The organism is Shewanella sp. TC10, assembly GCF_009663145.1.
Lineage (GTDB): Bacteria > Pseudomonadota > Gammaproteobacteria > Enterobacterales > Shewanellaceae > Shewanella.
On record NZ_VKHR01000005.1, the window covers coordinates 89,138 to 112,569 of the forward strand.

Below are 23,432 nucleotides of genomic sequence, written 5' to 3' on the forward strand. Positions count from 1 at the left end.
CTCTTACCTCAGGCTTTTTTTACGTTAATGCGAATATGACCATAAAACGCTGATGCGCCACTCAATCTGTCATATCTATCTGCGATGATGTCGTTGTTTGAACCGCCTCGTGCTTCTTTACCAAACGATTTACTGGCATAGCGACCATATGCCCAATGTCCTTGGCCAAAACATTTCGCGACAGTGCCAGGTCTCACACCTTCCCAAAGTGCGACAGTACAAGTCAGTTCACCAACAGGGCTAGTAACCACAATGGCATCACCGGTTTTTAGTCCCAATTTTTCAGCATCAATTGGGTTAATTTTGGCGGTGTCTTCATTGGCAATATCCCCAGGATCAACATCTTTGAATTCATAGAACCATGGCGCATTGGCCGAGCGGCCTTCTTTACTTAAACGAGACTTTTGATCCACCAGCAGTAATGGGTACTGTTTCTCGTCACCAAAGCGGTAAGGATCTTCGTAATGGGGTACGAATACCTCTTTTCCTCTTGCATGGTAGTCACACGCTTTCATCACTTCATCGACACTAACTTGATGATTTTTCGCATGCTTATTAAGAGCTTTCTCTAGGGTTTTACTGTAAAACTCAAACTTATGGGTTTCAGTTTTAAATTTACCCCAGCGGCTTTTCAGTTCATAAGGGTGACTATTCCACACGCCTTTATCAGTAAACTCTTGCCAAGATGTCATGTTGTCGCCATATTTGGCTGCACCGTCAGTCCATAATGGCGAGGTCACGTATTTCACCAACAGCTCACCAAAGTCTTTCTCGCTTTTCGCTGGCTGCTTAGTTTCTGGGTCCAGTAACTGCTCATTGATATAACGCCAAGGCATATCAAACCCTTTATCAGCTAACTTTTTAGCTAATAAATATGGGATTTCTGATTCATCATCTTTGGTATTCCATAGACGCTCAATTGATGGCTGCTGTACAGATACTTGATGTACACCGTTACCAATTGAATCCAGTACGCCCCACTTTTCAAACATGTGGTGATTTGCTGGCAATACAATGTCAGCAAACCAAGTAAATTCTGAAATGTTAGTGGTGACATGGGCCATAAAATCAAGCTGGCTTAGTGCTTCATCCCAACGACGGCCTTCAGGTGAAGAGAAGTTAAAGTTGTTGAAGTAAGCCAACATCACTTTAATGTCATAAGGATCGGCACTTAACATACCATTTGGCGTGTTACTGGTGACAACGCCGCCACCTGGCTTGCCTTTTTTAAGTGCTGGGAATGCTAAGGTGCCACGTTGATCAACCTTAGGATGCTTCACGCCTTTTTTAGCAACCTTATCAAGGTAAGGTTTTGAATCAGGGAAAGACTTATTCAATTTAATTTTATTGGCAGGGAATAAACCGCCTTTATTATCAATACCACCGAACAGGCCATTTAATGCATGACAAGCAAGTGAAGTATAAGTACCACGGGTATGCATAACCGCACCACGTGATGTCCACACTTGTACTGCAGGCGCAGCTTTACCCATATCGCGAGCAATATTAATAATGGTATCTGCAGGAATGTTAGTCACTGACTCTGCCCACTCAGGGGTGTAATCTTTTAAGCTAATGTTCCACCAATCAACCACGCCATGGGTATGTAGCTCGTTAAATGCTGCAGTATCGACTTCTTGACCCGCGATGAACTGGTTTTGCTTATTAGCAAAATCACCCACAAATGGTTTATGCCAAAGGCCTTCAACCAAGGCAACATGAGCAATGGCTAAGGCTAAAACACTGTCTTGTGCAGGCTCAATTGGGATCCATTTATGTGCCTTACTGGCTGATACTGATAAGCGAGGATCGACTACCACGACTTTAGCGCTATCTAATGCTGCGCCCCATGTCTTTGAGTAGTATGAAACTTGACGGTTACTGGCAATAGGGTCAGCACCGAAAGAAAGAATGAATTTGGTATTTTCAACATCGTACTGGTTATAGCCCCAGTTACCATCTTGATAGTAAGGCCCCATTTTATGGGCTTCTGCACAAATTGAACTGTGAGAGATATTATTCGGTGAACCGATCATCTGAGTAAGATGCTTATACATCAGTTCATTGATGTGAGAGTAACGTCCACGAAGTAAGGCGTATTTATGAGACTCGTCAGCAGCTCGAAGCGCAAGAATTTTATCAGCAAGTAAATCTAAAGCTTCATCCCAAGAGATAGGCTTGAACATTGGATCATGCTCTTTACCTTTCTTTGGGTTGGTGCGGATAAGCGGCGTTTTAACTCTATCTGGATCGTACACTTGCTGAAGACTTAAATGCTGTCTCGGGCAACTGGCTTCGCCATGTACTTTAGAATTAACATTGCCACGTAGTTTAATGGCTCTGCCATCCATTACGTAAACTTGCTTTGCACACCAAGAAGTACAACCTTGGCACGTAGTGCCGACCCACTGACCTGTGCCAGTGACGGTATCTTTACTCGGTAACTCTTGTTCAATCCCCTTCATCACAGGTTCAATTGAACTTGAACTACTACAGCCTATTCCAGATAGAGCTGCGCCAGCTACTGAGGTTTTTAATAACGCTCTTCTACCCGTATCAATTTTATTGCTCATCTCAACACCCCTTGAACATCACATACAACCAAACGCATATACACTTAAACGTATATATACATTTGTAAATATTTGTTGGGAAGTTATATCTAAGGGTGTAGATCACAGTTTTAAAATTAATCAATAATAATGCGATCTGGGTAATAAAATGGTAATAATTAACTGAATGTCTTTTTGAAAGTGAGAGCTAGGTAGTATCAATATTTTAAATGTTTATTATCAGTAATTTAAATATAAAACCATCAATATCCACATCTATTAATGACATCTAAACAAGCTATAAATGATGGATTAAATCAATATTATTTGTATATAAAACCACCTATTTACTGCTCTACAGCCCAGTAATAATGCAGAAATCGATATATTCCTAAAGGGTTAGTTTGATACCGTTATTTGGTTGTAATATGGGTAATTAAAGATTATTTGTATCAATCAAAAACAAAAAATCGCCCTGAGGCGATTTTTTATTGGATATTTAAATGCTCAATTAATCATTTTTTAGCGCATCAATAGGGAGCCAATTCACTTTTACACCCGCTTGAAGAAACATATCTTGGCTTATTTTGATTTTATCGCCCCAGCGTGACAAAAAGTCTTGGCTTTGCTCTGGACAAAAAACCGCTGTTATCCCAGTTTGAATGATTTTGGCTGCACAGTTAGGGCATGGAAAATGAGTAACCCAGATATCACAACCATCTAAGTCTCGCTTCGCAAACAAAATGGCATTTTCTTCTGCGTGCAATGTTTTGAGTAACTTCATATCTCGATCATCGGTTTCTGCGCTATCCGAAATTCCGTGAGGATAGCCATTAAATCCCACAGACACGATACGATTATGCTTAGTAATAACAGCGCCGACTTGTGTTGATGGATCTTTACTCCATGAACCGACTAGCTCAGCCATCTGAAAGAATCGTTTTGCCCATTTTGAAATCATAGAGTGTCCCTTTGAGTTACTGTTTCAGTTATCACGACATCGTTCATTCATAATACCTAAACTGAGCGCTATTGGCAGCTATTAACAGTGCAATATCATTGATTTGAGTAATCCTCATCTTTGTTGTTCAAATTGACTAGCCATCAGACCTAATAAAGCTTAGGATCTTGGTTAAGCACATTTAAGGATTGGAGTACGTAGACATTATGGGTATTAGAGCGATTATCGTAGATACAGCTGGCACCACGACTGATCTAGATTTTATTCAAGATGTACTATTCCCGTATTCAAAAAAAGCCATGGGCGATTTTCTTGATAAAAATCAACATAACCCATTAGTTGAATACTGTATTAGCGACGTTCGTGACCTTGCCCTAGAGCAAGATGCATCTATTGAACGCGTAACGGAAATCCTATCTCTTTGGATTGATGAAGACCGTAAAGCTACACCGCTAAAAACCCTTCAGGGTCTTATTTGGAAGCAAGGTTACGCAGCTGGCGAGTTTACTGGGCATATTTACCCAGATTTCATCGATGCGATTCCACGTATTGAAGCGGCGAACATTCGCATTTACAGTTTTTCCTCTGGCTCAGCTGAAGCGCAAAAAATGCTGTTCAGCCATAGTGACGCAGGTGACTTAACCCCTAAATTCAGTGGCCACTTTGATACTCGTACGGGTAACAAATTAGATAAGCAAGCCTACTGCAATATTCTGAACACCATCAGTTTAAGCCCAAAACAGGTTCTATTTGTATCTGATGTCGTAGAAGAATTAAAGGCAGCTGATGCAGCAGGATTACATACTGTCCAGATGGTGCGTTTTGATAATCAGAAAACCGCTAAATTCACTCAAATTAGTGATTTTTCAGCACTGAAAATTGATTAATCAACACCATTAATTTGCATAAAAAAACGACCTTTATGGTCGTTTTTTTATGGTCTATTGTGACGTTGATAGTGATATCGATAGTGGCATCTAGAATTAAACCTAGAATTAAATTTAGACTGTCATCTAGAGCTAAGCCTTAACCCGACTAGATATCCTCATTAAACAGTAGCACCACACTACCCCCACTCAGCGCACTATCAATATTGACCGTGATACCAATTCCTACATTCGTCAGCCAAGACGATAGTGAAGGGGTTTCAACTATCCAGCCCAAACCCGTTTCGTAATAGTGATAAGTGTTCATCGTTGCTACTGCATCACCCGTTAAATCAATCCGTTTGAATAAAAAACGCATTTCATTGCGAAGCTCCATCATTGGCGGAAGTGCATAATGAAAAATAAAAGCATTACTGAAACGACCGACTTTAGGTGAGCCATCTTGCTGCGGGGAGTCGGTGTCAAACAGTTGCCCAAAAGCATAGTTATAACGACTGATGAATTGCCACTTATTACCCCACAGCGTATCTTGATAGTGCAACTCAATTGTAGGGTCGATCATCCAGGCTGCATATGAGGTATTAAATAAGCTGCCATCGAGCTCATCTTGAAAATCAGCAAACTCGCTGCGATAGTCAAAGTCATTTTCATAGCGAATCAAATGCGCACCCACACCCAACTGTAACCACCACTTGTCTGATAGCAGATACTTCCAGCGCTGCTCAGCAAACAGTAAATAGCTTTTCTCATCAAGTTTATCAACGAGTGTTATATCATCTGATAGCTGTAATGACTGCTTAGAATTGATATAAGAAAATTTTGCAAATGTCGCTCGCTGCCATTCATCTTCTTTACCTTGCCAGTCACTTTCCCAAGGTACTGAATAAACACTAAGTTCTTTTCTACGCTGTATTGAAGTCTCTGATCCTGCATCGAATCGGTCAAAGCTGACAATATTATTAGGGTCAAAATTAACGACGCCCAGTGAGATTAAACTTGCATCAGATAACACGATAGCTGAAGCAATATTACCTTTAGCAATATCGCTGATACTTTGCTCAATTACAGGTGCCGACATTGAAGCCTTTGCCAGCAACATAGATAAGCCGATAACGATGCTATGACGGATCATGACTCCTCTTTAGCAGGAAAAGCCGGTGACACGCATGCTTTCACATCAAATGAATAACCATATCGGCTTTCACCTTCTGCCATGGGCAATACTTGTAAGATCTCATAGTCATTGAGTTCAACAACTTTACTATTGGGTTCAGATTCACAACGAGAAAACTGATTGCCCTCAAAATAATAAATAAAATTGGCAATCGTCATTCTGACCATCAAGCGGTAGCTTTCACGGATAATATCGTAACGTCGCTCAGCCACTTCATCCGCCCCCACATCCAAACGTGTCACCTCGTGTTGCTGTACTTGTCTAATAGATTGCTGAACCGCATCCTCAATCACCTTTTGAGTACTCGCGGCGATATCAGGAGAAGTCACGTCGTTAGCACTCGAAATCACTGGCTCTGGAGCAGGCATTGGCTCAGAAGCGTTAAGGTTTTCTAAATTCTCAGCAGCTAAAATTGTCTCAACGCCAGTCTCAGACCCTGTCTCAATTTCAGTTTCAGCCTCTACATTAATTTTGGCAACTTTCGCACCAACGGCTGAGAGCTTCTGCAAACCAGCATCAATATCTTCAGGCTTTTCACCCGTTTCCTCTTCTAACAGTTTGATCATTTTGGCTCTGGGATCACTGGTTTCAAAGGTGTTTTCAATATCACTTAATAAATACAGATTAGCTAATACCACGTACGCCAATATCATTCGCAGCAATATAGTGCGTTTTCGGTAATGTTCACTATTAGTAAAGCGTATTGATTTAACCCCAAGCAAGCTAAGTAGTGGCATCAATAAAAAGTAAATTGGGATGACGGCCTGCAGCAGCATTAGGGCGAGTCCGCTAACCAGTACGAACCATACTGGCATATAAAGCAGAATAACGAGATTGTGGGTATAGGTTAAATGATCAGCATTAACGCCTGAAACTTCATTAACTACAGAGGCTGCCCACACCAATGAAAAGTTAGCGATAATGGCGTAAAACAATAGCAGAAATGCTTTACCCGCTAAGCTATGCCAAGTTTTAGTAAACAATGGCCAAAATTCAATCATCATTGCAATCATGGCAATGACCCCTACCATCGTCACTCCATCAGTGGTAAACATCAAAAGAAAAGCGATGAAATACAACTTTTGCGCCACGGTCAGCTTACCGATGATGGTCTTAATATAACTGAGTATCACTCGAGGCAAGGCCGATACACTCACAACAGGGCGATAAAGTAATTGCTGTAAACGAGGGTAATTAAAAGAGTTCAAACCGTGCATTCCATAGCAAATGATTGATTAACAATATCAAAACATATTGCCCAATCGATAGCAAAGCATTCCCTACTTGTTGAAGTCTGATTTGGCTGTTACTCTGGACAAAAAATCAAACAAGCGTTTAATTTTTATCAGGGAGTAAAATTTATATGGAACAGTTCATCCAGCAGCATTCAATTATTGCCGAAATACCTGTCGCTTGGGGCGAAATGGACGCCTTAAATCATGTCAATAATGTGGTGTATTTTCGCTACTTTGAAACCGCTAGAATTGATTTCTTTAGCCAGATAAACATGATGGATGACTTAGAAAAAACCGCTGTTGGCCCTGTATTAAGTGAAACCCACGCGCGCTATAAGCGACCAGTGACATTCCCCGATACTTTATTAGTCAGCGTCAATATCAGTGACGTAAAAGAAGATCGCTTTATCATGCATTACCAAATTTTCAGTAAAGCCCAACGAGCTGTGACGACCACTGGCACCGCCAATGTGGTGATGTTTAATTTTAAGACAGGCCAAAAAGCCAAGCTGACACCTGAACTACTCGCAGCACTGGAACAGCATAAAGTAGCCGAATAGCCACTCAATAAAAAGCCCTGTATTTTTGCATTCAAAATACAGGGCTTTAAAAAGATAAGAAACCTACCTCTATAATTTACTCAATCTCACCGGTCAGTGCAGCAAGTTGCGCTTTTACTGCATCAGACATAGGTTGGCTTTTTTCAGTTTGGTAGTTGTAATGCACCATGGTGGTTTTGGCCTCTGCAGTTTGGCGGCCGTTTTGCCAGCAGCTTTGTGCAATCTCGAAACTGCTATTGCCGACACGACTGATATAGGTTTTAACCGTCACTTCTGCGCCGTAAAAGGTTGGTGCATTAAAGACAATATTAAAGCCTGCAATGATCATGTTCCACTTGGCTAAGTCTTGTCCTGGATTCACTATCTCAAAAATAGGCTCTCGCGCCGCCTCAAACCACACAGGAATAACGGTATTATTGATATGACCGAGTGCATCTGTCTCACAAAAACGTGGCGTTAGGGTTAAGCTGAACTGGGTGTCTTCCATGCTGACCTCTTGTTATTATAGATAATATTCATTGCCCACTTAGTTTGAGGGCTTTATAAACTGCCCGCAGTGTAAGTCAGTGTCAGCCTAGGGTCAAAATATTAGATTTCATCAAAGAAGTCTTTATTGCGAATGTATTTATGCATGTAATGAAACGCAAATGGTGACACTATCCAACTGAAAAAACTCAGCACAAATCGTTTTACCGGTGAGGTATTTTCATAAATTCGCTCATTGTGCAGCCACAACATCTTACCCACATGAAAGAAAATCCCAGGCAATGGCGGCAAAAATGTCACCACATCAATGTCACAGCAAATACGATAAGTACGTCGATGCAATAGGTAGGCTTTTTGAAAGCTTTTAAACCCTGGTGATGGTTGGCCAAATGTCACCACGCGTTTAATTGAGTTGGGGTACAAACGTTCTAATCTGTCAGCGGCTAAAATCGCCATCGAGCCGCCTGAAGAGTGTCCAGTCAGGGATATTCTTTTACCCGCTACAATGAGTGGGTATAACACCATCTGCAATTGAGAAAATAAACTCACATTGGGATCATAATGAGGCGGGATCGGATTGGTTTTCTGCTCTAATAAATAATCATATCCGGCATGGACATTATACTTAATATCAGCAAACTGCTTGCTTTTAGGCCAACACTGGCAGTTTATCAGCCACTCGTTCATGGTTTGTGATCCGCGAAATACCACTAACACTTCTTTTTTATCTTCACGCCACAAAATACGAGCACAAACGTTGCCCCAACGATTGGCGATCTCACGATAATGTTCAGGGGAAAAACCTAATTTCTCTGGTGCAAAGTCAGCGCGGTAAGTCACTTTGCACAAAACAGCATAACGTTCGTATTGATAGCGTTTAAGTTTTTTCAAAAGTAACGGGTTCAGTTAGGCAAACTGAATTGAGGATAAAGCCCTTTTATGACACTACTGTGATGCTATCTTATGCTTTCGGGATTATCGCTGGTAAGGCTGTCTAATCACTGTTTTCCAGTTCTCTGGCGCTGCGCGGCGAATATCTGACAAATAGATTTCGTGATGTTTTCCCGCCAATTGATGTCCAGAGGACTCAATAAAGTCATGCACTTTCGCTACTGTCGGGCCTTCTTCAGAAAAAGGGCCAACATGAAGAATTTGCGCACAGAGCCCTTCACTAAATGATTCATATCGCACTAAATCAATCGCATCCAATGACTTTTTAAGCTTTACTTGGCTTATTGCCTCTAACACTAAGTCTTTATCGACAAGTTCTGGCTGCATGATCATCATAGTCCATTGCCAATTGTGTTTATTGTCATTAATAAAATCACTCATGTCATCGGCCCACCACAAGCCTTCAAGGGGTAACACTCCGTAATCAAGCCCTGTCTCACCTTTTTTAATCATGAACTTGATGGTGTAAGCGACAGAATATAACGCTTCAATGGCTTGCTGATATTGCACACTCCCAGGCTCGCCTTTTCCATCGACCATTAAGTAATTCATTAAAGGCACATCAAGGCTAACCACTTGCTTTTTAGAGGGTAAATACAGATTTTCAAGCTGTTTTTTATAATCAATTTTAGACATCAGCAACTCTTTATTTTATACAAAAATCGAATGACTTATTTGACACTTTAACGTCATTCGAGCCCATAAAAAAGGACACCATAAGGTGCCCTTTCATCTGCGGATCTTAGTTAACGTGCATATTACTTAGCGTACATTTTACTTAGCGTACATATTAATTAGCGTACATGGCATCAATTTCATTCATGTACTTAGAGTATATCTTCTTACGGCGCAGCTTCATGGTTGGCGTAATTAAGCCTGATTCCATCGAGAATGCTTCAGGCAATAAAGTAAACTTCTTAATTTTCTCAAACCCTGCAAGTTCATGCTGCAACTCTTTCAAGCGTTGTTCAAAGTGTTCCACAACTTGACTGTGACGTAACAGATCCATTGGATTTTCAAACTTAATCTCATGCTCTTTCGCCCAAGACTCAAGTGACTCAAACGCTGGCACAATAAGCGCTGATACATAGTTACGCGCATCTGCAACAATAGCCACTTGCTCGATGAACGGACAACAGCTCACCTTGCCTTCAACACGCTGTGGCGCAATATACTTACCGTTTGAGGTTTTCATCAACTCTTTAATACGGTCGGTAATGTATAAGTTACCTTCAGCATCTAACATGCCCGCATCACCAGTTTTTAACCAGCCATCTTCAAATGCTTCTGCTGTATCTTCAGGGCGATTGTAATAGCCACGCATCACCGTTTCGCCGCGAACGAGAATTTCATCATTCGCACCAATTTTCACTTCCATGGCGTGAAGCGGCTTACCGTTTGAACCAGAAACACGGTTATCAAGGGTATTACAGGTGACGGTTGCACAAGTTTCTGTCATGCCGTACCCGCAAAGGATTGGCACACCAATGCTATGGAAAAAACCACCAACATTCACATCTAATGCAGCGCCGCCCACTGGCATAAACTTGAGGCGACCTCCTAAAACATTTTGTAATTTACTGAATACTAGCTTGTTGGCTAGTTTCCATTGTAGCGATAATGCAGTGCTAGCTCTTTTACGGCCTTGATTAACTTCAAATTGACGCGAACCCACACCAATAGCCCAGTTAAATAACTTTTGGCGAATTGCTGGGGCACTATTCACTTTGTCATGAACCGCGCTATACACTTTTTCTAAGAAACGTGGCACAACACATAAGGTGTGCGGGCGCACTTCTGCAATGGCTTCTTTAACGCGGTTAGTGTCAGACAAGTAAACATTATGGCCACCACGACATAATACGTAAAAGCTCCAACCACGCTCAAAAACATGACTCAGTGGTAAAAATGCTAAAGATACATCACCTGCTTTAAAGGCGATTTCATCGTCATGCTGTTCAACCATAGAAGCAATATTACGGTAATCCAGCATCACCCCTTTAGGATCGCCTGTGGTGCCTGAAGTATAAATTAGGGTAAGAAGATCATCTAAGCTAGTTTGTGATAAACGCAGCTCAAGCTCATCTTTGCTTGCTGGCGTTGTATCTGTAATTAATAAGTCGTCAAAATGAAAGTGGGCATCCGTAGCCAACTTAACTTGGCTATCAAATACCACAATATGTTCAACGCTTGGACACTGGGCTTGGATTTTACAAGCAGTGGCATACTGGCTTTCATCGCCAGCAAAAATAACTTTAGCGCGGGCATCATTGGTAATAAATACCGCTTGTTCCATCGGGCTTGTTGGATAAACAGGGACCACGACAGCACGTGCTTTTAATGCGCCGATATCTGCWCMRMTCAMAYWRCGGCGCKATTTTGCGCCACAATCACTACTTTTTCTTGGGCTTTAAGGCCAAAGTCAATTAACAGCTGTGCCACTTTATTAGTAATAGTGTCAAACTGGCTCCATGAAACATTGTTCCATGGTGCTGCCATCTCAAATCCTTCGAGTGCGATGTTATCTTCTAACGTTTTACTTTGCTGCTGTAGAAGTCTGACTAAATGAAATTGTTCGAGAGACATTAATAATTACCTTTTAGCTTACAAGTGTTCCGCTTTTTGGCATTCTACTTTAAGCCTTACAGAAAAATAAGAGTTTTTAGTCTAAATTAGCGCCAATTCACAGATTATGGCGATATTTTACAAGCTGGCAACACCATTCTTCCAAAGTTTGCCTTTGCTGATAACCAGTAAAACTCCCATTAACACTAGTAAACCTAAATCTCCCCAATAATAACCAACGCTGATAGAGCCTTGCTCGCGCAAGGCAACTAACGAAACAGAAAGCCATATGGCACTACTAAAGACTGGCAGCATAGATAAGCTGATATGTAGAGTAGAACGACTCAACGCGCCAAACGCTAAGGCAAATCCAGCTGCCCAAGTCGTCGTCGCGACGATATGTAAGCCCACCAGCAGGGTTATTTGTGGGTTAAACAAGGCTGATAGCAGGCTAATCAATGACATAATCACTATCACGATACCCAGTAAGCGCAATTGCGACTTAAAAAACTGCTCTACCAAGCCAGCTTTACCGCTAAAACTTGGCAGCATATAAAGTGTCTCTGCTGCTCGCCAACGCTGAACACGTGTCCAGTGAATTAATGCGCATACCATTATCATTAACTGCGAAAGCACCATTAAAATAGGAAGATCGACATTCATATATGCAGCAGATAACACCCCAACAGCACTTAATACCAATGAAGCGGTCAACACCATGCCGAGCATTGGTCCAATAAAAAAACTGGCAGGATGTAGGTAGCGACTGAGCTTAATAAACCAAGGGTTTTGTCCCACTATTGGACCCACCATCCAACCTGTTTCTTGGCCATTTAAATATATGGCACGAGCATCTTGATTCCAGCTGAAACGTGTTAGCTCCCTAGCAATCAAGACCGCTAATAACAACGGGATCAATACGATAAAATCAGCCATTAATTGCGGGATATAGTGAGTTAATTCCGGTGTAATCGGCAAACACAAATACACTAGCATGGAAAAGTTAAATCGTTGTGGTTTGATTAAACACACGTATATAAACCCCATACCAATACTGACAAAAAGCATCAAAATCGCAATACTGGTCAGTTCACTTAGCTTAAACGCTACGAGACTAAGTACTAATGTCACTACCCATATACTGGTAGCTTGTATTAATACCTGTTGTCGATAATGAGGAATAAGCACTGCGCATTCACTGGCCGCTAATTTAATGAACTGCCACGCCACAGAAGTAGAAATCGATAAAATAGTCATGCCTAGAGCAAGATTTATGACGTCAATTTTTTCAGGCTTAGTCAATATGGTGAGTATTGTCAGGCCACAACCTAGCAAAGCGACCATCAAAAAACTTAAACTGCCAAAATCACGAAGCCATAGTGAATAAAACCCTTTAAATGGATTGCGAAAGGTGCTTTTACTCACTTTAGTGTTAGGTTGGGTTGAGGAAGATGGGCTATTCATCGGTGAAGCTCCATGAATAGTTGTTCAAGATTCAATGCAGTGCTACTAACAACGCCAGAAATGTCGATTTGATTGGCATTATCCACTAACACTTGCTGCTGATTACGATTTAACACCGTTAACCCTTCGGGTAAATCTTGATTATCGGCTAGTTGTACTAAAACAACGTCTTCCCGCAAAGCATCAATTTCTTTAAACAAGATTAATTCACCTTGTTTGATCAGCGCCACATGACTCGCTACTCGCTCTAAATCCGAGGTAATGTGCGATGAAAATAACACCGCTGAACCAGACTCAAGCGCTAACTCAAATAAGTCGCCCATAAACTGACGACGCACTATAGGATCTAAACTGGCAACGGGTTCATCAAGAATAAGCAATTGCGGACGATATGCCATCGCCATAATGAGCGCTAAAGATTGACGCTGTCCTACTGATAACTTTTGCACTTGTTGTTTACTATCAAGTCCAAAGCGAGCCAACCAATCAGTTTCAAGTGCTTTGTCCCATTGCGGGTAAAAACTACTGTGAAGCTCTAAGGCACTGGCAACAGTAAACCCTTCATAACCAAAAGGTTGTTGCGGTACATAGCCAATTTTAGCTTTAGCCTCAGTTGAAAGTTTTGTTGCAGGGTCGCCTAAGGTGATGATTTCACCCGCTTCAATATCGAATATCCCAAGGGCTGCACGCATTAAGGTCGACTTACCCGCACCATTTTGCCCCAACAAGCCCACCACCATTCCGGCCGATAAACTGAAGCTCAGTTGGGATAATACTGCCTTGTCATCAAATCGTTTATCGACTTGCTTAAACTCAAGAATTGCTTCAGAGCTACTGTCCATTAACTTGTTCCTTGTTATCTTACTCGCGATATCACTTTGACTGTTTAACTGGAGCTTGGCTTATTTTATTACGCTCACTGATTCCACTGCTGACTAACTAACGCCTGTAATTCATCTAAGCTGATGCCCAATTGTTTGGCTTGGCTAATTAAATCATTGGCTTGAGGAGCTAATAACTGCAAACTCGAGGTTGCTGGTGCATTTTGTTTGTTGGCCACACGCGTAGGTTGACCACGACGACGCTCAAGCCAGCCTTGTTCAACCAATTGCTGAATCGCACGGGATACTGTCATCGGGTTTACCGCTAAATGCTCAGCTAGTTGCCTCACTGATGGCAATACTTGGTCGACAGGTAATTGGCCGCCTACAATCAATCGCACAATTTGCTCATGCAATTGTCGATAAATGGGTTCGCCACTACTGGGGTTGACTTTTATTAGTTCTAGCATTAGCCTTTACTTACTGTATTAATACATTGATACACCGATACACTAATGTTAAGTTACCACAATCATCCTGAAATGCAAAAAGGAAAGATGTTATGAACATCGGCAAAGTTATGTTGCAAGGAACGTTTAATAAGGTTCGTAAGCCAAAGCTATTGGCTCGCCAATCAAAATTGATCAGCGCAATTCAAGTTGGTTTGCTTTCTATGATCAGCTTGTCAGTGACAGCAGAAGAAACCACGTCAAGTCAGGCACCACTATCAGCATGTTACGTTGATGGTCTATCAGAGCAAGTTCAATGCGGTTCATTAATGGTGGCAGAAAACCCTGCTCAACCAGATGGCAACAAAATCGCGATTCATTACGCGGTATTACCTGCGATTAAGCCAAGCTTTAAAACCCAAGCTTTGTTAGCCATTGCAGGTGGACCTGGACAATCAGCCATTGAAAACGCGGCAGGATTTGACCGTGTGCTGAGTAAGGTGCGCCAAGATAGAGACATACTGTTAATTGACCAACGTGGTACAGGCCAATCTAATTTATTAGCCTGCGAAAACGATGATATGTCAGTGCTGTCTTTTAATGACGACGATATGGATTACGTTAAAGATACTCAAGCCTGTTTAGATGAAATAGATGCTGATGTCACTCAATACGGTAGCTTAACAGCATTAACCGACTTTGAAGCTATTCGCCAACACTTAGGCTATGAAAAACTGCACTTATATGGTGTTTCATATGGCACACGTATGGCACAGCTTTACATGCGCGAATATCCACAAGCACTAGCAACAGTCACCCTAGATGGCGTAGTACCAATGCAGCAAAGTGTCATTGCCATTGGCAAAGCCATTGACCGAGGTTATGCACTGCTTTTTAAAGATTGTCAGCAAAATAGTTTATGTGCAGAGCAATTTCCAACACTTGAGCAAGATTTTACAGCTGTCGATAATGCGCTAACTGAAGCACCTATTGAGACACAAGTGCGTGACCCGCAAACCGATGAAGTCGCCAGCTTCTTACTGACCCGCGCAAAATTTAATGGCGCAATACGCATGGCATTATATATGCCCAATATTCGCTCGTTAATTCCTCATGCAATTCATCAAGCATCCATCGGTAACTATCAGCCGGTATTAGGAATTTATGCCTTAACCTCTGACAGCACAGGCATTGCAATGGGAATGCACGCCTCTGTGGTATGTGGCGAAGATATTCACCGTGTCACTGATGCAATACGTGAGCAAGCCAAGCACTCTTACATGGGACGTACCATGATTGAGGGCTTAGAAGCGACTTGTAGTGTGTGGAATATGCCGCAAGTTGATAATAGCTTTAGTGATGCTATCGAAAGCGACATTCCCACCTTGTTGTTATCTGGTGAATTAGACCCAGCAACCCCACCAAGCTGGGGCGATATGGCCACAGAAAAACTCACCAATGCCAAACACTTTACCTCTGCGTTTGCAACTCATGGGGTTGCCTACCAAAGCTGCGGTAATGACTTGATTGCCGATCTCGTGAAAACAGGTTCGTTAGATAACATCGATGGTGAATGTTTAGAAAAAGATGTTAGCCGTAGTTTTTACTTAAATGCCAACACCGTTGAAGTGATCCCAACGACAACTGAGGAAGAATAATCATGATTACTGTAACGAATCTATCTAAAAAAATTGGTGACGTACAAGCACTTGATAACCTCAGCTTCAGCGCACATGACGGCCATATCACGGGCCTGCTTGGTCCTAATGGCGCAGGCAAAACCACCTGTCTGCGCACGGTATTTGGTTTACTTGCCGCCGATGAAGGCCATGCAGAAATTGACGGCATTGATGTCGCCAAAGAGCCAACAAAAGCGAAAGCACAACTGGGGTTATTCCCCGATCCATTTGGCTTATATGAGCGTTTATCGCCAAGAGAATACATCAGCTACTTTGCCGAGCTCAGCGGCATGTCAAAAGCTGATGCTAAGCAAGCCACCCAAGATGTGATTGAACAACTTAAGCTTGAAGATATTGCCGATAGACGCTGCAAAGGGTTTTCTCAAGGGCAACGTATGAAAACCGCATTAGCTCAGGCTATTGTGCATAAGCCAACCAATATTATTTTGGATGAGCCGACTCGTGGATTGGATGTGATGAGTACCCGCTTACTGCGTGACATATTGCTCTCGCTCAAGGCCGCAGGACATTGTGTGCTGTTTTCAAGCCATGTGATGCAAGAAGTTGCCGCACTTTGTGACCAAGTGATTGTGATGGCCGACGGTAAAGTCGTTGCCACAGGCAGTCCAGAAGAGCTTTGCCAACAAACTGGCAAGGATTCACTTGAAGATGCATTTATACAATTAATTGGTACTGACGAAGGGATCGCAGCCTAATGAAAACAGTTATTGCAATGGTTCGCAAAGAACTCATCGATGCCATGCGTGATAAACGCTCTGTCATGGCAGGTTTATATTATGCCATCGGCACACCGCTATTAATGTGTGGCATGTTTATGGTGTTAATTGGTCAGCTCTCAAGTCCTGAAGATCTATCCATTAAGATCACTAACGGCAACAATGCGCCAGACTTAGTGCGTTTTCTGAATAATCGCGGCATTAATGCAGCAACGGATGAAGGTGTCAAACCGAAAAACGTTAAAGATATCGAGTTGATTATCAGTGATGAATTCGCGGCGCAAATGGCAAAAGCCAAGCCTGCTGAAATCACCCTTATTGCTGATAATTCTAATGAAAAACTGCAGCAATCTATTCGCCGTGTTGAGCAGCAACTGCAAGCTTACAGTAGCGAAATGGGCAGCTTACGTTTAATTGCCCGCGGGATTAACCCTGTCGTGGTGCAGCCAATAAAAGTGATTGTTGAAGATCAGGCCACACCTGATTCAAAAGGTGGCTTTATTCTCGGTATTGCGATTTTCACCATGATTTATTCAGTATTTATTTCAGGAATGAATCTGGCCATTGATACCAGTGCCGGTGAGCGTGAGCGTAACTCACTCGCCTTGCTGCTAAGCCATCCTATTAGCACTCGTCAGCTGGTATTAGGTAAGATTATCGCTGTGACCTGCTTTGCCTTGTTGGGTTTATTATTAATCCTGATTGTATCGAAGATTGCTTATACCTTTGTCCCTTGGCAAGAACTTGGTTTTAGCGTGAATATCTCACCAGACTTTATGGGGCTGATGCTGTTTATTGGTATTCCACTGGCCATCATGGCGGCAACGTTACAACTGTTCGTGTCGTTTATGGCTAAAACCTTTAAAGAAGCGCAGTCCTACTTAACCATGGTGCTATTTGTGCCGCTCGCTCTGTCTATGGCCGCGAGCTACAACATTGCACCAGATGTACTTGAATGGCTGCCAGTTTCTGGTCAGCAACAAGCACTAATGGCCTTTATCAAAGGACGTGAAATCCCAATGCTGCAATTACTGGTGTCATCTGGTGCCACACTCGTACTGTCAATTGCACTGGCATTAGGACTAGAGAAACTGCTGAAAAGCGAGAAAGTCGTATTTGGTTTGTAAACGTTAATGGCATGAATGGGCAAGGTTAGATAGCGACCTTGCTCATCATGCTTAACCCTCAAATAGGAAGGAGTCTGTTATGGAACAAGAATATGCCATTGTAGCGTTAGTCATTGTGATTACTGTTGGCACCACTGCGACTGAGATTTTTAAGCAGTATATGAAGTCAAAAAGCGCTAATAAGTCAGGTCAGCAAACTGAAGAACTCAACTTACTGCGACAACATAATAATGAACTCAAGCAGCGCATTGCCACCCTTGAGAAAATTGTGACTGAGCCAGAGTATGAATTGAAGCAACAAATTAATTCACTTTAATTGGCACTTAAAACCTAGGGCCTGTTGATCTTTGCTGGTTAAGTTTTGTTCGAAATAAAAGCGTTTTAATCGAGGCGGATGAGTTGACGCCTAGTCATCTAAGCACCTTTTATAAACAAAGATGCATCCAACAAAGAGTAAAACGCTTTTAGTCGAACCCTTTGGGCAGCGTTTGTTGGCCATTTTTACTGCGTTATCGACTTTTTATGTAGAATAACTACACCACAAAGTCTCTGCCTTGTATAAATGGCCAACAATTCGCTGCAAAAACAACCTTGAAAGATCAACAGGCCCTAGGGCTAGCAACAGGTATGAGTATTAAATTTTTGTCGATAAGCACGCGGGCTTAACGTGGTGAGTTGGATGAATAGTTTTCTAAATGAGCTAACATCCTCATACCCAACCCGCTCGACAATTTGCTCAATGGCCAGCTCTGTGGTTTCTAGCAACCTTTTAGCTTCATCTACTCGAAGTCGCTGCATATAGCTCGCAGGCGTTTCATTAACGGCTTTTTTAAAGCGCCGAATTAACGTGCGTTTACCCACTGCAAATTTATCGGCAATGTCATCTAACAACCAGTGTTGGCTCAAGTCAGCCTGCATCCACCGTTGGACGTTATGTATTAATTCGTCTTTATGCTGTTCAGGATTAATTGCCATTGTCATAAAGGGTTGCTGAGAACTGCGGTTAGGATCGATCAGCAATATTTTCGCCATCTGCTGCGCCATTTGTTCACCCGCTAAAATCGAAATAAGATGCAGCGCCAAACTTAAATTTGAAGTGGTCGCGCCCGCGGTATGTATATGGCCATCAGACACCACTAATGAATCCATGCATAGTTTTACATCTTTAAAGTTTCGCTCAAACATCTCACTCAACCACCAAACCGTTGTGGCACGCCTTTGGTTCAATAAGCCAGATGCGGCAAGCAATAATGTTGCTGAACAATAAGCAGCAACGGGCTTCTCAGCAGCCGAAAAGCGCGACAGTGGTTCTATTAAAGGCTCAAAATCAGTTAAAAATGCTTGAAACTCAGATCGGTCAGTCACAAAGGCAGAAGCCAGAATGACGGCATCAGCCTGCAAAATATCATCAGGATGCGTTAGCCCTTTGGCGGGTACTTCAAAACCTTGATTGGTTTTTACATTATGGCCGTCAGCTGAAATAACATGACAGTGAAACAAGTCCTCTTTGGCATCTTGATTAATACGACGCCAATAAGCATTACAAAAACTAAATACATCTAAAAAGCTAACCAGCCCGCTCGCCACCACGTTACCCGCCGCTAAAATATAAATTGTTTTCATCACGCCCTCACAATGTCACTTTTGACTTTATATTTGTCAATAATGACACTTAAAATTAATTTGTCTAGTTTTTATACTATTAATCACAGTGAGTCATCGGTAGTAAGGACACAAGTCATGAAAAAAATCAGCCATCATATAATTATCAGCCTAAGTTATCTCGCAGTCAGTTGGGGGTTATTACTGTCATTGAACTTCAATACAGCGCCCAATGTATTTACCCATCTGATAGCTATTCCCTTCTTAGCCATATTTACTGGCTATAGCGCCCACTTAATCTTTAGAAAAGGGCTGTAATCAGTATTGATAAGGCCATAAAAAAACCTGCTATCGCAGGCTAAGCAAACAAGAAAGACAAGTAAATTAGTTCTGTTCTAGGTATAAAAAAGCGCATTGCAGGCTAACACCCCGCAATACGCTTAGTAATGACCAATATAAGGTTAGTAATCTAAATAACCTAAACTCGGCTTAAAATTATTTTGCTTTCGGTCTGAATGGCTTAATCACAGACTCGTCACACTCTAAGAATGGACCATCCATTAAATCAATACAGTAAGGGATCGCAGGGAATACTGCGTCTAAACACTCACGAATTGATTTAGGCTTACCTGGTAAGTTGACGATTAATGAGTCGCCACGTAAACCTGCAGTTTGGCGCGATAGAATTGCAGTAGGCACAAACTTTAATGATTCAGCACGCATCAGCTCGCCAAAACCTGGCATCATGCGATCGCATACCGCTTCAGTCGCTTCAGGAGTCACGTCACGCTTAGCAGGGCCTGTGCCGCCAGTCGTTACGATCAAGCTACAGTTTTGCACATCTGCCATATCAATTAATGTGGCTTCAATATCCGCCGTTTCATCCGGGATCACTTTATAAACAGGTTCCCATTCAGACGTTAAATATTCATTTAGTACGTCAATAATGGCTTTACCTGAAATATCTTCGTAGATACCTGCACTTGCACGATCACTTACCGTAACAATACCGATTTTTGCTTTGGTCATGACGAGGTCCTTAAACTTGATCATTTAATTGGCTGTAAGGCTAAATCACAATTTAGACTTTAGATGGGGCTAAAATACCACAAATTTCAATTTGAGGCGGAGAGATTGATCAAGAGTTGAATTAATGAAATCAACGAACAGCAATCTGCACGATATGATCAACAAAGTATCAGCTTAATGAGTTTCGCGTTATGTTAAAGCCGACTCGCGAACCAATAGCGCGGCTTCCAGTACACATTATCCATACTCGATATCATCACGCCTTTTTTGGTCGACACATGCAAGAATCGATGGCCAGATAGATACACTCCAACATGGCGACCACGGCCTGTGGTTTTGAAAAAGACTAAATCGCCACTTCGTAAGTCACTTTTAGCAATGCGAGTGCCTAAGCTTGTTTGACCTTGAACTGTCCTTGGAATACTGGGGCCCACGAGATCTTGATAAGCCACATACACCAAACCAGAACAATCTAAGCCTTTTTTGGTTAACCCGCCTAATCGATATGGTGTGCCCTGCCACTGCTGATGAAACTGTAATAAGCGTGCTTCGTTCCAAAGTGCGCGATCGACACTGGGAATATCTGCAGAGTTTGGAGGAATAGGAGTATTTGTATCAACTTGACTGGCACAAGCAGAAAGTAGAAGGCTAATAAGCGTGATAACAAGCTTTTTAAACATGCTTTATTTCCAGCTGAGTAATGGATAAAAACTAGCACAAATCCATGCCAGAAAAAGAACTGTCAGTGTAATCTAATTGGAGTTATAAGCCACGACTCAAACTCAGTTTGGAAATGACTTTTTAAAATTTAACAACTGAGCAAAAAACTAGCAATAATACACACTAAGCCATCACCTAAAGAACACAAACCAATAGATTTAACACCACTTGTATTAGCTATCTATCTGAATGGTATAGTGTTTAGATCATACAATAGTGCCAAAATACCTATTTAGGGGTAATATGTGATTTGAACACGGTTTAGACAATTATTCTTATGATAAGTTCCCAAAATCGAAATCACTCGAGCACTTGGTAAAAACGAATGCAAAAACAACTATCAAGACTAGATTACTTTACCCTTAAAGTTCTTATAGGCTTATATGAGTTTAAAAATGGCAGTGTGGTAGCAGAAAAACTCAATAGCACTCAGCCCAAGGTAAGCCGCGCACTGAGTACAATGCGTGAAGTGATCCATGATGAGTTATTTATCCGCCAACAATATGGCTTGCAACCCAATGCCATGGCTGAGCGCCTTTACCCTTTCGCAAAAAATATTATCATCGCTTATGACCAAATGGCTATAGAAGCCAATGCACAACCAGAGCACCATCGTGTTCTGCATATTGGCGCGCCAGAACAAATGTCGACGTTTATATTGCAGTCAATTGATCAAGCAGGTGAAATCTTAGGGATCAGCCACACAGTCGATATTCACCCTTGGGTCGAAAATGTCGAAAACCTCCTTATACAAGGCAAATTGGATTATTCTATATCGTCTCGCTCTTTTCAGCATGAAAACTTAGTCAACAGTAAACTCGGTGATGTCGAGTTCTGGTTTTTAGCCGTTCGTAAAGGTCATCCTATTTTACAGGCTGAAATTACCTTGGAAGCAATCCTCAACCATAGATTAGTATTTATTAACAATGGCCCTGTTTCTGAATTAAACGAGTTAGTGAACCGGTGTTGCGAGGGTGTCGAGCAAAAAGCCGATATTAGTTTAATTACTTCGAGTTTATTAATGGCTTTTGAGCGTATCTCGAAATCTGACGATGTATGCTGGGCACCTTCAGTTTTTCCATTTGAATTAGGTAAGCAGCGTGATGATATTGAGTTAATTGATATGACAGATTTTTATAAAGAGCATTTTAAAAACATTGATAATTTAAGTCACCCGAGTCATTATTTACAGTTTCATGAAACACAAAAAAATAAATTCACTTCATTACTATCAGACATAATGTCGAATAACCTGAAAACATATCAACAGTTATATATAAAAAACGAGTCAAGCAAACTCAAAAATAGTTAATTACAAATATTAAAACAAGCTATTTCAAATTAGCAAATATAAAATGAAAAATAACAACTATTAGCAAGAAAAACAAAGCCACTCATTTATGAGTGGCTTTGTTTTTAAAGATTATAAACATTAATGTAATGCCGAATAAACTAAGCCTTGAATTTTTTCAGAAAGCCATTGAAAGTTCGCTTCATGATTATTCTTATTAGATACCATATAAAGTGTCGGTACTTTTACTTCCATATATAAACGTTCTGATTCAACTTCTGCAAGTCGACAAGCATGTAAACCTGGCGTGGTATTAATCATATTATAAATAGAACTATATGGCAGTAATGCTAATGATTCCGTTCCCCGTAAGTACTCAAACAAACTAGAAACACCATTCAAATCCATTTCGGTGTTGAGAGGGATATTCTTGCGATAGCAATACTCTTGATATGCACTCATCTTTTGCTCTGCATCTCCCACATTGCTATTCACAAATGGATATTTTGCAATCGACTCTAAGGTTATTTCTTCCTTCAAAATTGGATGTTTATCATCACAAATTAAAAATAACTTATTGAGTTTTATTAAAGGATGAACAGCAAGATTGTCATCAATGTTTTCTATATTATCTAAGGCTTTGCTGCAACATAGGCCAATATCAACATCGCCAGATACAATGCTGTCTAAAGAAGACTTATTCCAAGGAGAGATATTGAAGTTAACATCTTTCCCAGCATCCCTAATAGACGTTAATAACATCTTAGGGAAAGGGAAGGAAACCAAGTCTGGTGCGACAATCTCAAAGTTATGGACATTATCAGCTAACGCCTCGCCATGTAACAATTGAAGGCTGTTAGAGCATTCAAGGATTTGCTTGGCAATAGGGTATACCTTACCAGCAAACTCATTTGGCACTAAGCCGTACTTTTTTCGGATAAACAGTTCATTGCCAAAAATCTCACGTGCGTGTTTAAGACAACGGCTTATCTTGGGTGCTGGAACATTCAGTTTATTAGATACATAAGTTGCTGATTTGTTTTCATAGAGATTAACTAGAATATTAATGCTTAATAAGTCTAGGTCACTATAGCTAATATCTCTCATCTAAATACCTCCCAATGATAAGTTCAATTTAATAA

21 protein-coding genes and 2 pseudogenes are annotated in these 23,432 nt (G+C 41.4%); 8 read left to right on the forward strand and 15 right to left on the reverse strand.

Annotated elements, in window-relative coordinates:
* Positions 1 to 8: 8 nt before the first annotated feature.
* Together arrA and FNZ24_RS03010 are read right to left on the reverse strand one after the other, a co-directional pair.
* The gene (gene arrA, locus FNZ24_RS03005) at positions 9 to 2,573 is read right to left on the reverse strand and encodes an arsenate respiratory reductase molybdopterin-containing subunit ArrA (RefSeq protein ID WP_153912938.1); all 2,565 of its coding nucleotides are present in this window, start codon (positions 2,571 to 2,573) and stop codon (positions 9 to 11) included.
* Positions 2,574 to 3,063: 490 nt separating this feature from the next.
* Positions 3,064 to 3,513 (reverse strand): dCMP deaminase family protein, encoded by a 450-nt coding sequence (locus tag FNZ24_RS03010; protein ID WP_153912939.1) that lies wholly within the window; start codon positions 3,511 to 3,513, stop codon positions 3,064 to 3,066.
* Positions 3,514 to 3,719: 206 nt separating this feature from the next.
* Between FNZ24_RS03010 and mtnC the strand changes: the two genes are divergently transcribed.
* The gene (mtnC, locus tag FNZ24_RS03015; RefSeq protein WP_153912940.1) at positions 3,720 to 4,400 is read left to right on the forward strand and encodes an acireductone synthase; all 681 of its coding nucleotides are present in this window, start codon (positions 3,720 to 3,722) and stop codon (positions 4,398 to 4,400) included.
* A gap of 148 nt (positions 4,401 to 4,548) precedes the next feature.
* Here the strand turns inward: mtnC and FNZ24_RS03020 are convergent, their stop codons facing one another.
* Together FNZ24_RS03020 and FNZ24_RS03025 are read right to left on the reverse strand one after the other, a co-directional pair.
* A complete protein-coding gene (locus tag FNZ24_RS03020; protein WP_153912941.1) occupies positions 4,549 to 5,532 on the reverse strand; it encodes a Solitary outer membrane autotransporter beta-barrel domain in 984 nt (327 codons plus the stop codon).
* A complete protein-coding gene (locus tag FNZ24_RS03025) occupies positions 5,529 to 6,782 on the reverse strand; it encodes a hypothetical protein (protein WP_153912942.1) in 1,254 nt (417 codons plus the stop codon). The genes FNZ24_RS03020 and FNZ24_RS03025 overlap by 4 nt, the downstream gene beginning before the upstream one ends.
* A 155-nt stretch (positions 6,783 to 6,937) precedes the next feature.
* Between FNZ24_RS03025 and FNZ24_RS03030 the strand changes: the two genes are divergently transcribed.
* A complete protein-coding gene (locus FNZ24_RS03030) occupies positions 6,938 to 7,369 on the forward strand; it encodes an acyl-CoA thioesterase (protein ID WP_153912943.1) in 432 nt (143 codons plus the stop codon).
* 76 nt (positions 7,370 to 7,445) lie between these two features.
* On the opposite strand, the gene FNZ24_RS03035 is transcribed toward FNZ24_RS03030, so the two are convergent.
* From FNZ24_RS03035 to FNZ24_RS03065, 7 genes and pseudogenes are all read right to left on the reverse strand, one after another.
* Positions 7,446 to 7,856, reverse strand: a complete 411-nt coding sequence (locus FNZ24_RS03035) for an acyl-CoA thioesterase (RefSeq protein WP_153912944.1) — start codon at positions 7,854 to 7,856, stop codon at positions 7,446 to 7,448.
* 101 nt (positions 7,857 to 7,957) lie between these two features.
* Complete coding sequence (locus tag FNZ24_RS03040; protein WP_153912945.1) at positions 7,958 to 8,746, reverse strand: lipase family protein; 789 nt, start codon at positions 8,744 to 8,746, stop codon at positions 7,958 to 7,960.
* A gap of 84 nt (positions 8,747 to 8,830) precedes the next feature.
* The gene (locus FNZ24_RS03045; RefSeq protein ID WP_153912946.1) at positions 8,831 to 9,442 is read right to left on the reverse strand and encodes a GyrI-like domain-containing protein; all 612 of its coding nucleotides are present in this window, start codon (positions 9,440 to 9,442) and stop codon (positions 8,831 to 8,833) included.
* Positions 9,443 to 9,596: 154 nt separating this feature from the next.
* A pseudogene (locus tag FNZ24_RS03050) lies at positions 9,597 to 11,392 on the reverse strand (AMP-dependent synthetase/ligase).
* Between the two features lie 117 nt (positions 11,393 to 11,509).
* The gene (locus FNZ24_RS03055; RefSeq protein WP_153912947.1) at positions 11,510 to 12,835 is read right to left on the reverse strand and encodes a hypothetical protein; all 1,326 of its coding nucleotides are present in this window, start codon (positions 12,833 to 12,835) and stop codon (positions 11,510 to 11,512) included.
* Complete coding sequence (locus FNZ24_RS03060) at positions 12,832 to 13,677, reverse strand: ABC transporter ATP-binding protein (RefSeq protein ID WP_153912948.1); 846 nt, start codon at positions 13,675 to 13,677, stop codon at positions 12,832 to 12,834. The genes FNZ24_RS03055 and FNZ24_RS03060 overlap by 4 nt, the downstream gene beginning before the upstream one ends.
* 74 nt (positions 13,678 to 13,751) lie before the next feature.
* Positions 13,752 to 14,126 (reverse strand): GntR family transcriptional regulator, encoded by a 375-nt coding sequence (locus tag FNZ24_RS03065; protein WP_153912949.1) that lies wholly within the window; start codon positions 14,124 to 14,126, stop codon positions 13,752 to 13,754.
* Positions 14,127 to 14,218: 92 nt separating this feature from the next.
* On the opposite strand from FNZ24_RS03065, the gene FNZ24_RS03070 reads away from it, so the two are divergent.
* The 5 genes and pseudogenes from FNZ24_RS03070 (at position 14,219) to FNZ24_RS21915 (ending at position 18,286) form a co-directional block, all read left to right on the forward strand.
* Positions 14,219 to 15,763 carry an alpha/beta hydrolase gene (locus tag FNZ24_RS03070; protein WP_324187466.1) on the forward strand — a complete coding sequence of 515 codons (1,545 nt, stop codon included), beginning with the start codon at positions 14,219 to 14,221 and terminating at the stop codon, positions 15,761 to 15,763.
* 2 nt (positions 15,764 to 15,765) lie between these two features.
* Positions 15,766 to 16,500 (forward strand): ATP-binding cassette domain-containing protein, encoded by a 735-nt coding sequence (locus FNZ24_RS03075; protein WP_153912950.1) that lies wholly within the window; start codon positions 15,766 to 15,768, stop codon positions 16,498 to 16,500.
* The gene (locus FNZ24_RS03080) at positions 16,500 to 17,648 is read left to right on the forward strand and encodes an ABC transporter permease (protein ID WP_153912951.1); all 1,149 of its coding nucleotides are present in this window, start codon (positions 16,500 to 16,502) and stop codon (positions 17,646 to 17,648) included. The genes FNZ24_RS03075 and FNZ24_RS03080 overlap by 1 nt, the downstream gene beginning before the upstream one ends.
* A 79-nt stretch (positions 17,649 to 17,727) precedes the next feature.
* Positions 17,728 to 17,964 (forward strand): hypothetical protein, encoded by a 237-nt coding sequence (locus FNZ24_RS03085; protein ID WP_153912952.1) that lies wholly within the window; start codon positions 17,728 to 17,730, stop codon positions 17,962 to 17,964.
* Between the two features lie 121 nt (positions 17,965 to 18,085).
* Positions 18,086 to 18,286, forward strand: a pseudogene (locus FNZ24_RS21915) (hypothetical protein).
* Here FNZ24_RS21915 and FNZ24_RS03090 read toward each other — a convergent pair.
* The 3 genes from FNZ24_RS03090 to FNZ24_RS03100 form a co-directional block, all read right to left on the reverse strand.
* A complete protein-coding gene (locus tag FNZ24_RS03090; protein ID WP_153912953.1) occupies positions 18,264 to 19,271 on the reverse strand; it encodes a GlxA family transcriptional regulator in 1,008 nt (335 codons plus the stop codon). The pseudogene FNZ24_RS21915 and the gene FNZ24_RS03090 sit on opposite strands and share 23 nt — an antisense overlap.
* A gap of 474 nt (positions 19,272 to 19,745) precedes the next feature.
* Positions 19,746 to 20,279 carry a molybdopterin adenylyltransferase gene (gene mog / locus FNZ24_RS03095; RefSeq protein ID WP_153912954.1) on the reverse strand — a complete coding sequence of 178 codons (534 nt, stop codon included), beginning with the start codon at positions 20,277 to 20,279 and terminating at the stop codon, positions 19,746 to 19,748.
* 194 nt (positions 20,280 to 20,473) lie between these two features.
* Entirely contained in the window at positions 20,474 to 20,959 is a 486-nt protein-coding gene (locus tag FNZ24_RS03100; protein ID WP_153912955.1) for a C40 family peptidase, read from the reverse strand.
* 365 nt (positions 20,960 to 21,324) lie between these two features.
* Between FNZ24_RS03100 and FNZ24_RS03105 the strand changes: the two genes are divergently transcribed.
* The gene (locus tag FNZ24_RS03105) at positions 21,325 to 22,311 is read left to right on the forward strand and encodes a LysR family transcriptional regulator (protein ID WP_153912956.1); all 987 of its coding nucleotides are present in this window, start codon (positions 21,325 to 21,327) and stop codon (positions 22,309 to 22,311) included.
* 120 nt (positions 22,312 to 22,431) lie between these two features.
* Here the strand turns inward: FNZ24_RS03105 and FNZ24_RS03110 are convergent, their stop codons facing one another.
* Positions 22,432 to 23,397 (reverse strand): LysR family transcriptional regulator, encoded by a 966-nt coding sequence (locus tag FNZ24_RS03110; RefSeq protein ID WP_153912957.1) that lies wholly within the window; start codon positions 23,395 to 23,397, stop codon positions 22,432 to 22,434.
* Positions 23,398 to 23,432 lie beyond the last annotated feature (35 nt).

Excerpts from the sequence above, each read along its gene's own strand:
- FNZ24_RS03035 (WP_153912944.1), bottom strand. The coding sequence starts at position 7,856 with ATGGAAGACACCCAGTTCAGCTTAACCCTAACGCCACGTTTTTGTGAG.
- FNZ24_RS03065 (WP_153912949.1), bottom strand. The coding sequence starts at position 14,126 with ATGCTAGAACTAATAAAAGTCAACCCCAGTAGTGGCGAACCCATTTAT.
- FNZ24_RS03075 (WP_153912950.1), top strand. The coding sequence starts at position 15,766 with ATGATTACTGTAACGAATCTATCTAAAAAAATTGGTGACGTACAAGCA.
- FNZ24_RS03010 (WP_153912939.1), bottom strand. The coding sequence starts at position 3,513 with ATGATTTCAAAATGGGCAAAACGATTCTTTCAGATGGCTGAGCTAGTC.
- arrA (WP_153912938.1), bottom strand. The coding sequence starts at position 2,573 with ATGAGCAATAAAATTGATACGGGTAGAAGAGCGTTATTAAAAACCTCA.
- FNZ24_RS03105 (WP_153912956.1), top strand. The coding sequence starts at position 21,325 with ATGCAAAAACAACTATCAAGACTAGATTACTTTACCCTTAAAGTTCTT.
- FNZ24_RS03020 (WP_153912941.1), bottom strand. The coding sequence starts at position 5,532 with ATGATCCGTCATAGCATCGTTATCGGCTTATCTATGTTGCTGGCAAAG.
- FNZ24_RS03110 (WP_153912957.1), bottom strand. The coding sequence starts at position 23,397 with ATGAGAGATATTAGCTATAGTGACCTAGACTTATTAAGCATTAATATT.
- FNZ24_RS03060 (WP_153912948.1), bottom strand. The coding sequence starts at position 13,677 with ATGGACAGTAGCTCTGAAGCAATTCTTGAGTTTAAGCAAGTCGATAAA.
- FNZ24_RS03045 (WP_153912946.1), bottom strand. The coding sequence starts at position 9,442 with ATGTCTAAAATTGATTATAAAAAACAGCTTGAAAATCTGTATTTACCC.
- FNZ24_RS03070 (WP_324187466.1), top strand. The coding sequence starts at position 14,219 with ATGAACATCGGCAAAGTTATGTTGCAAGGAACGTTTAATAAGGTTCGT.
- mtnC (WP_153912940.1), top strand. The coding sequence starts at position 3,720 with ATGGGTATTAGAGCGATTATCGTAGATACAGCTGGCACCACGACTGAT.
- FNZ24_RS03030 (WP_153912943.1), top strand. The coding sequence starts at position 6,938 with ATGGAACAGTTCATCCAGCAGCATTCAATTATTGCCGAAATACCTGTC.
- FNZ24_RS03080 (WP_153912951.1), top strand. The coding sequence starts at position 16,500 with ATGAAAACAGTTATTGCAATGGTTCGCAAAGAACTCATCGATGCCATG.
- FNZ24_RS03100 (WP_153912955.1), bottom strand. The coding sequence starts at position 20,959 with ATGTTTAAAAAGCTTGTTATCACGCTTATTAGCCTTCTACTTTCTGCT.
- FNZ24_RS03055 (WP_153912947.1), bottom strand. The coding sequence starts at position 12,835 with ATGAATAGCCCATCTTCCTCAACCCAACCTAACACTAAAGTGAGTAAA.
- FNZ24_RS03090 (WP_153912953.1), bottom strand. The coding sequence starts at position 19,271 with ATGAAAACAATTTATATTTTAGCGGCGGGTAACGTGGTGGCGAGCGGG.
- mog (WP_153912954.1), bottom strand. The coding sequence starts at position 20,279 with ATGACCAAAGCAAAAATCGGTATTGTTACGGTAAGTGATCGTGCAAGT.
- FNZ24_RS03085 (WP_153912952.1), top strand. The coding sequence starts at position 17,728 with ATGGAACAAGAATATGCCATTGTAGCGTTAGTCATTGTGATTACTGTT.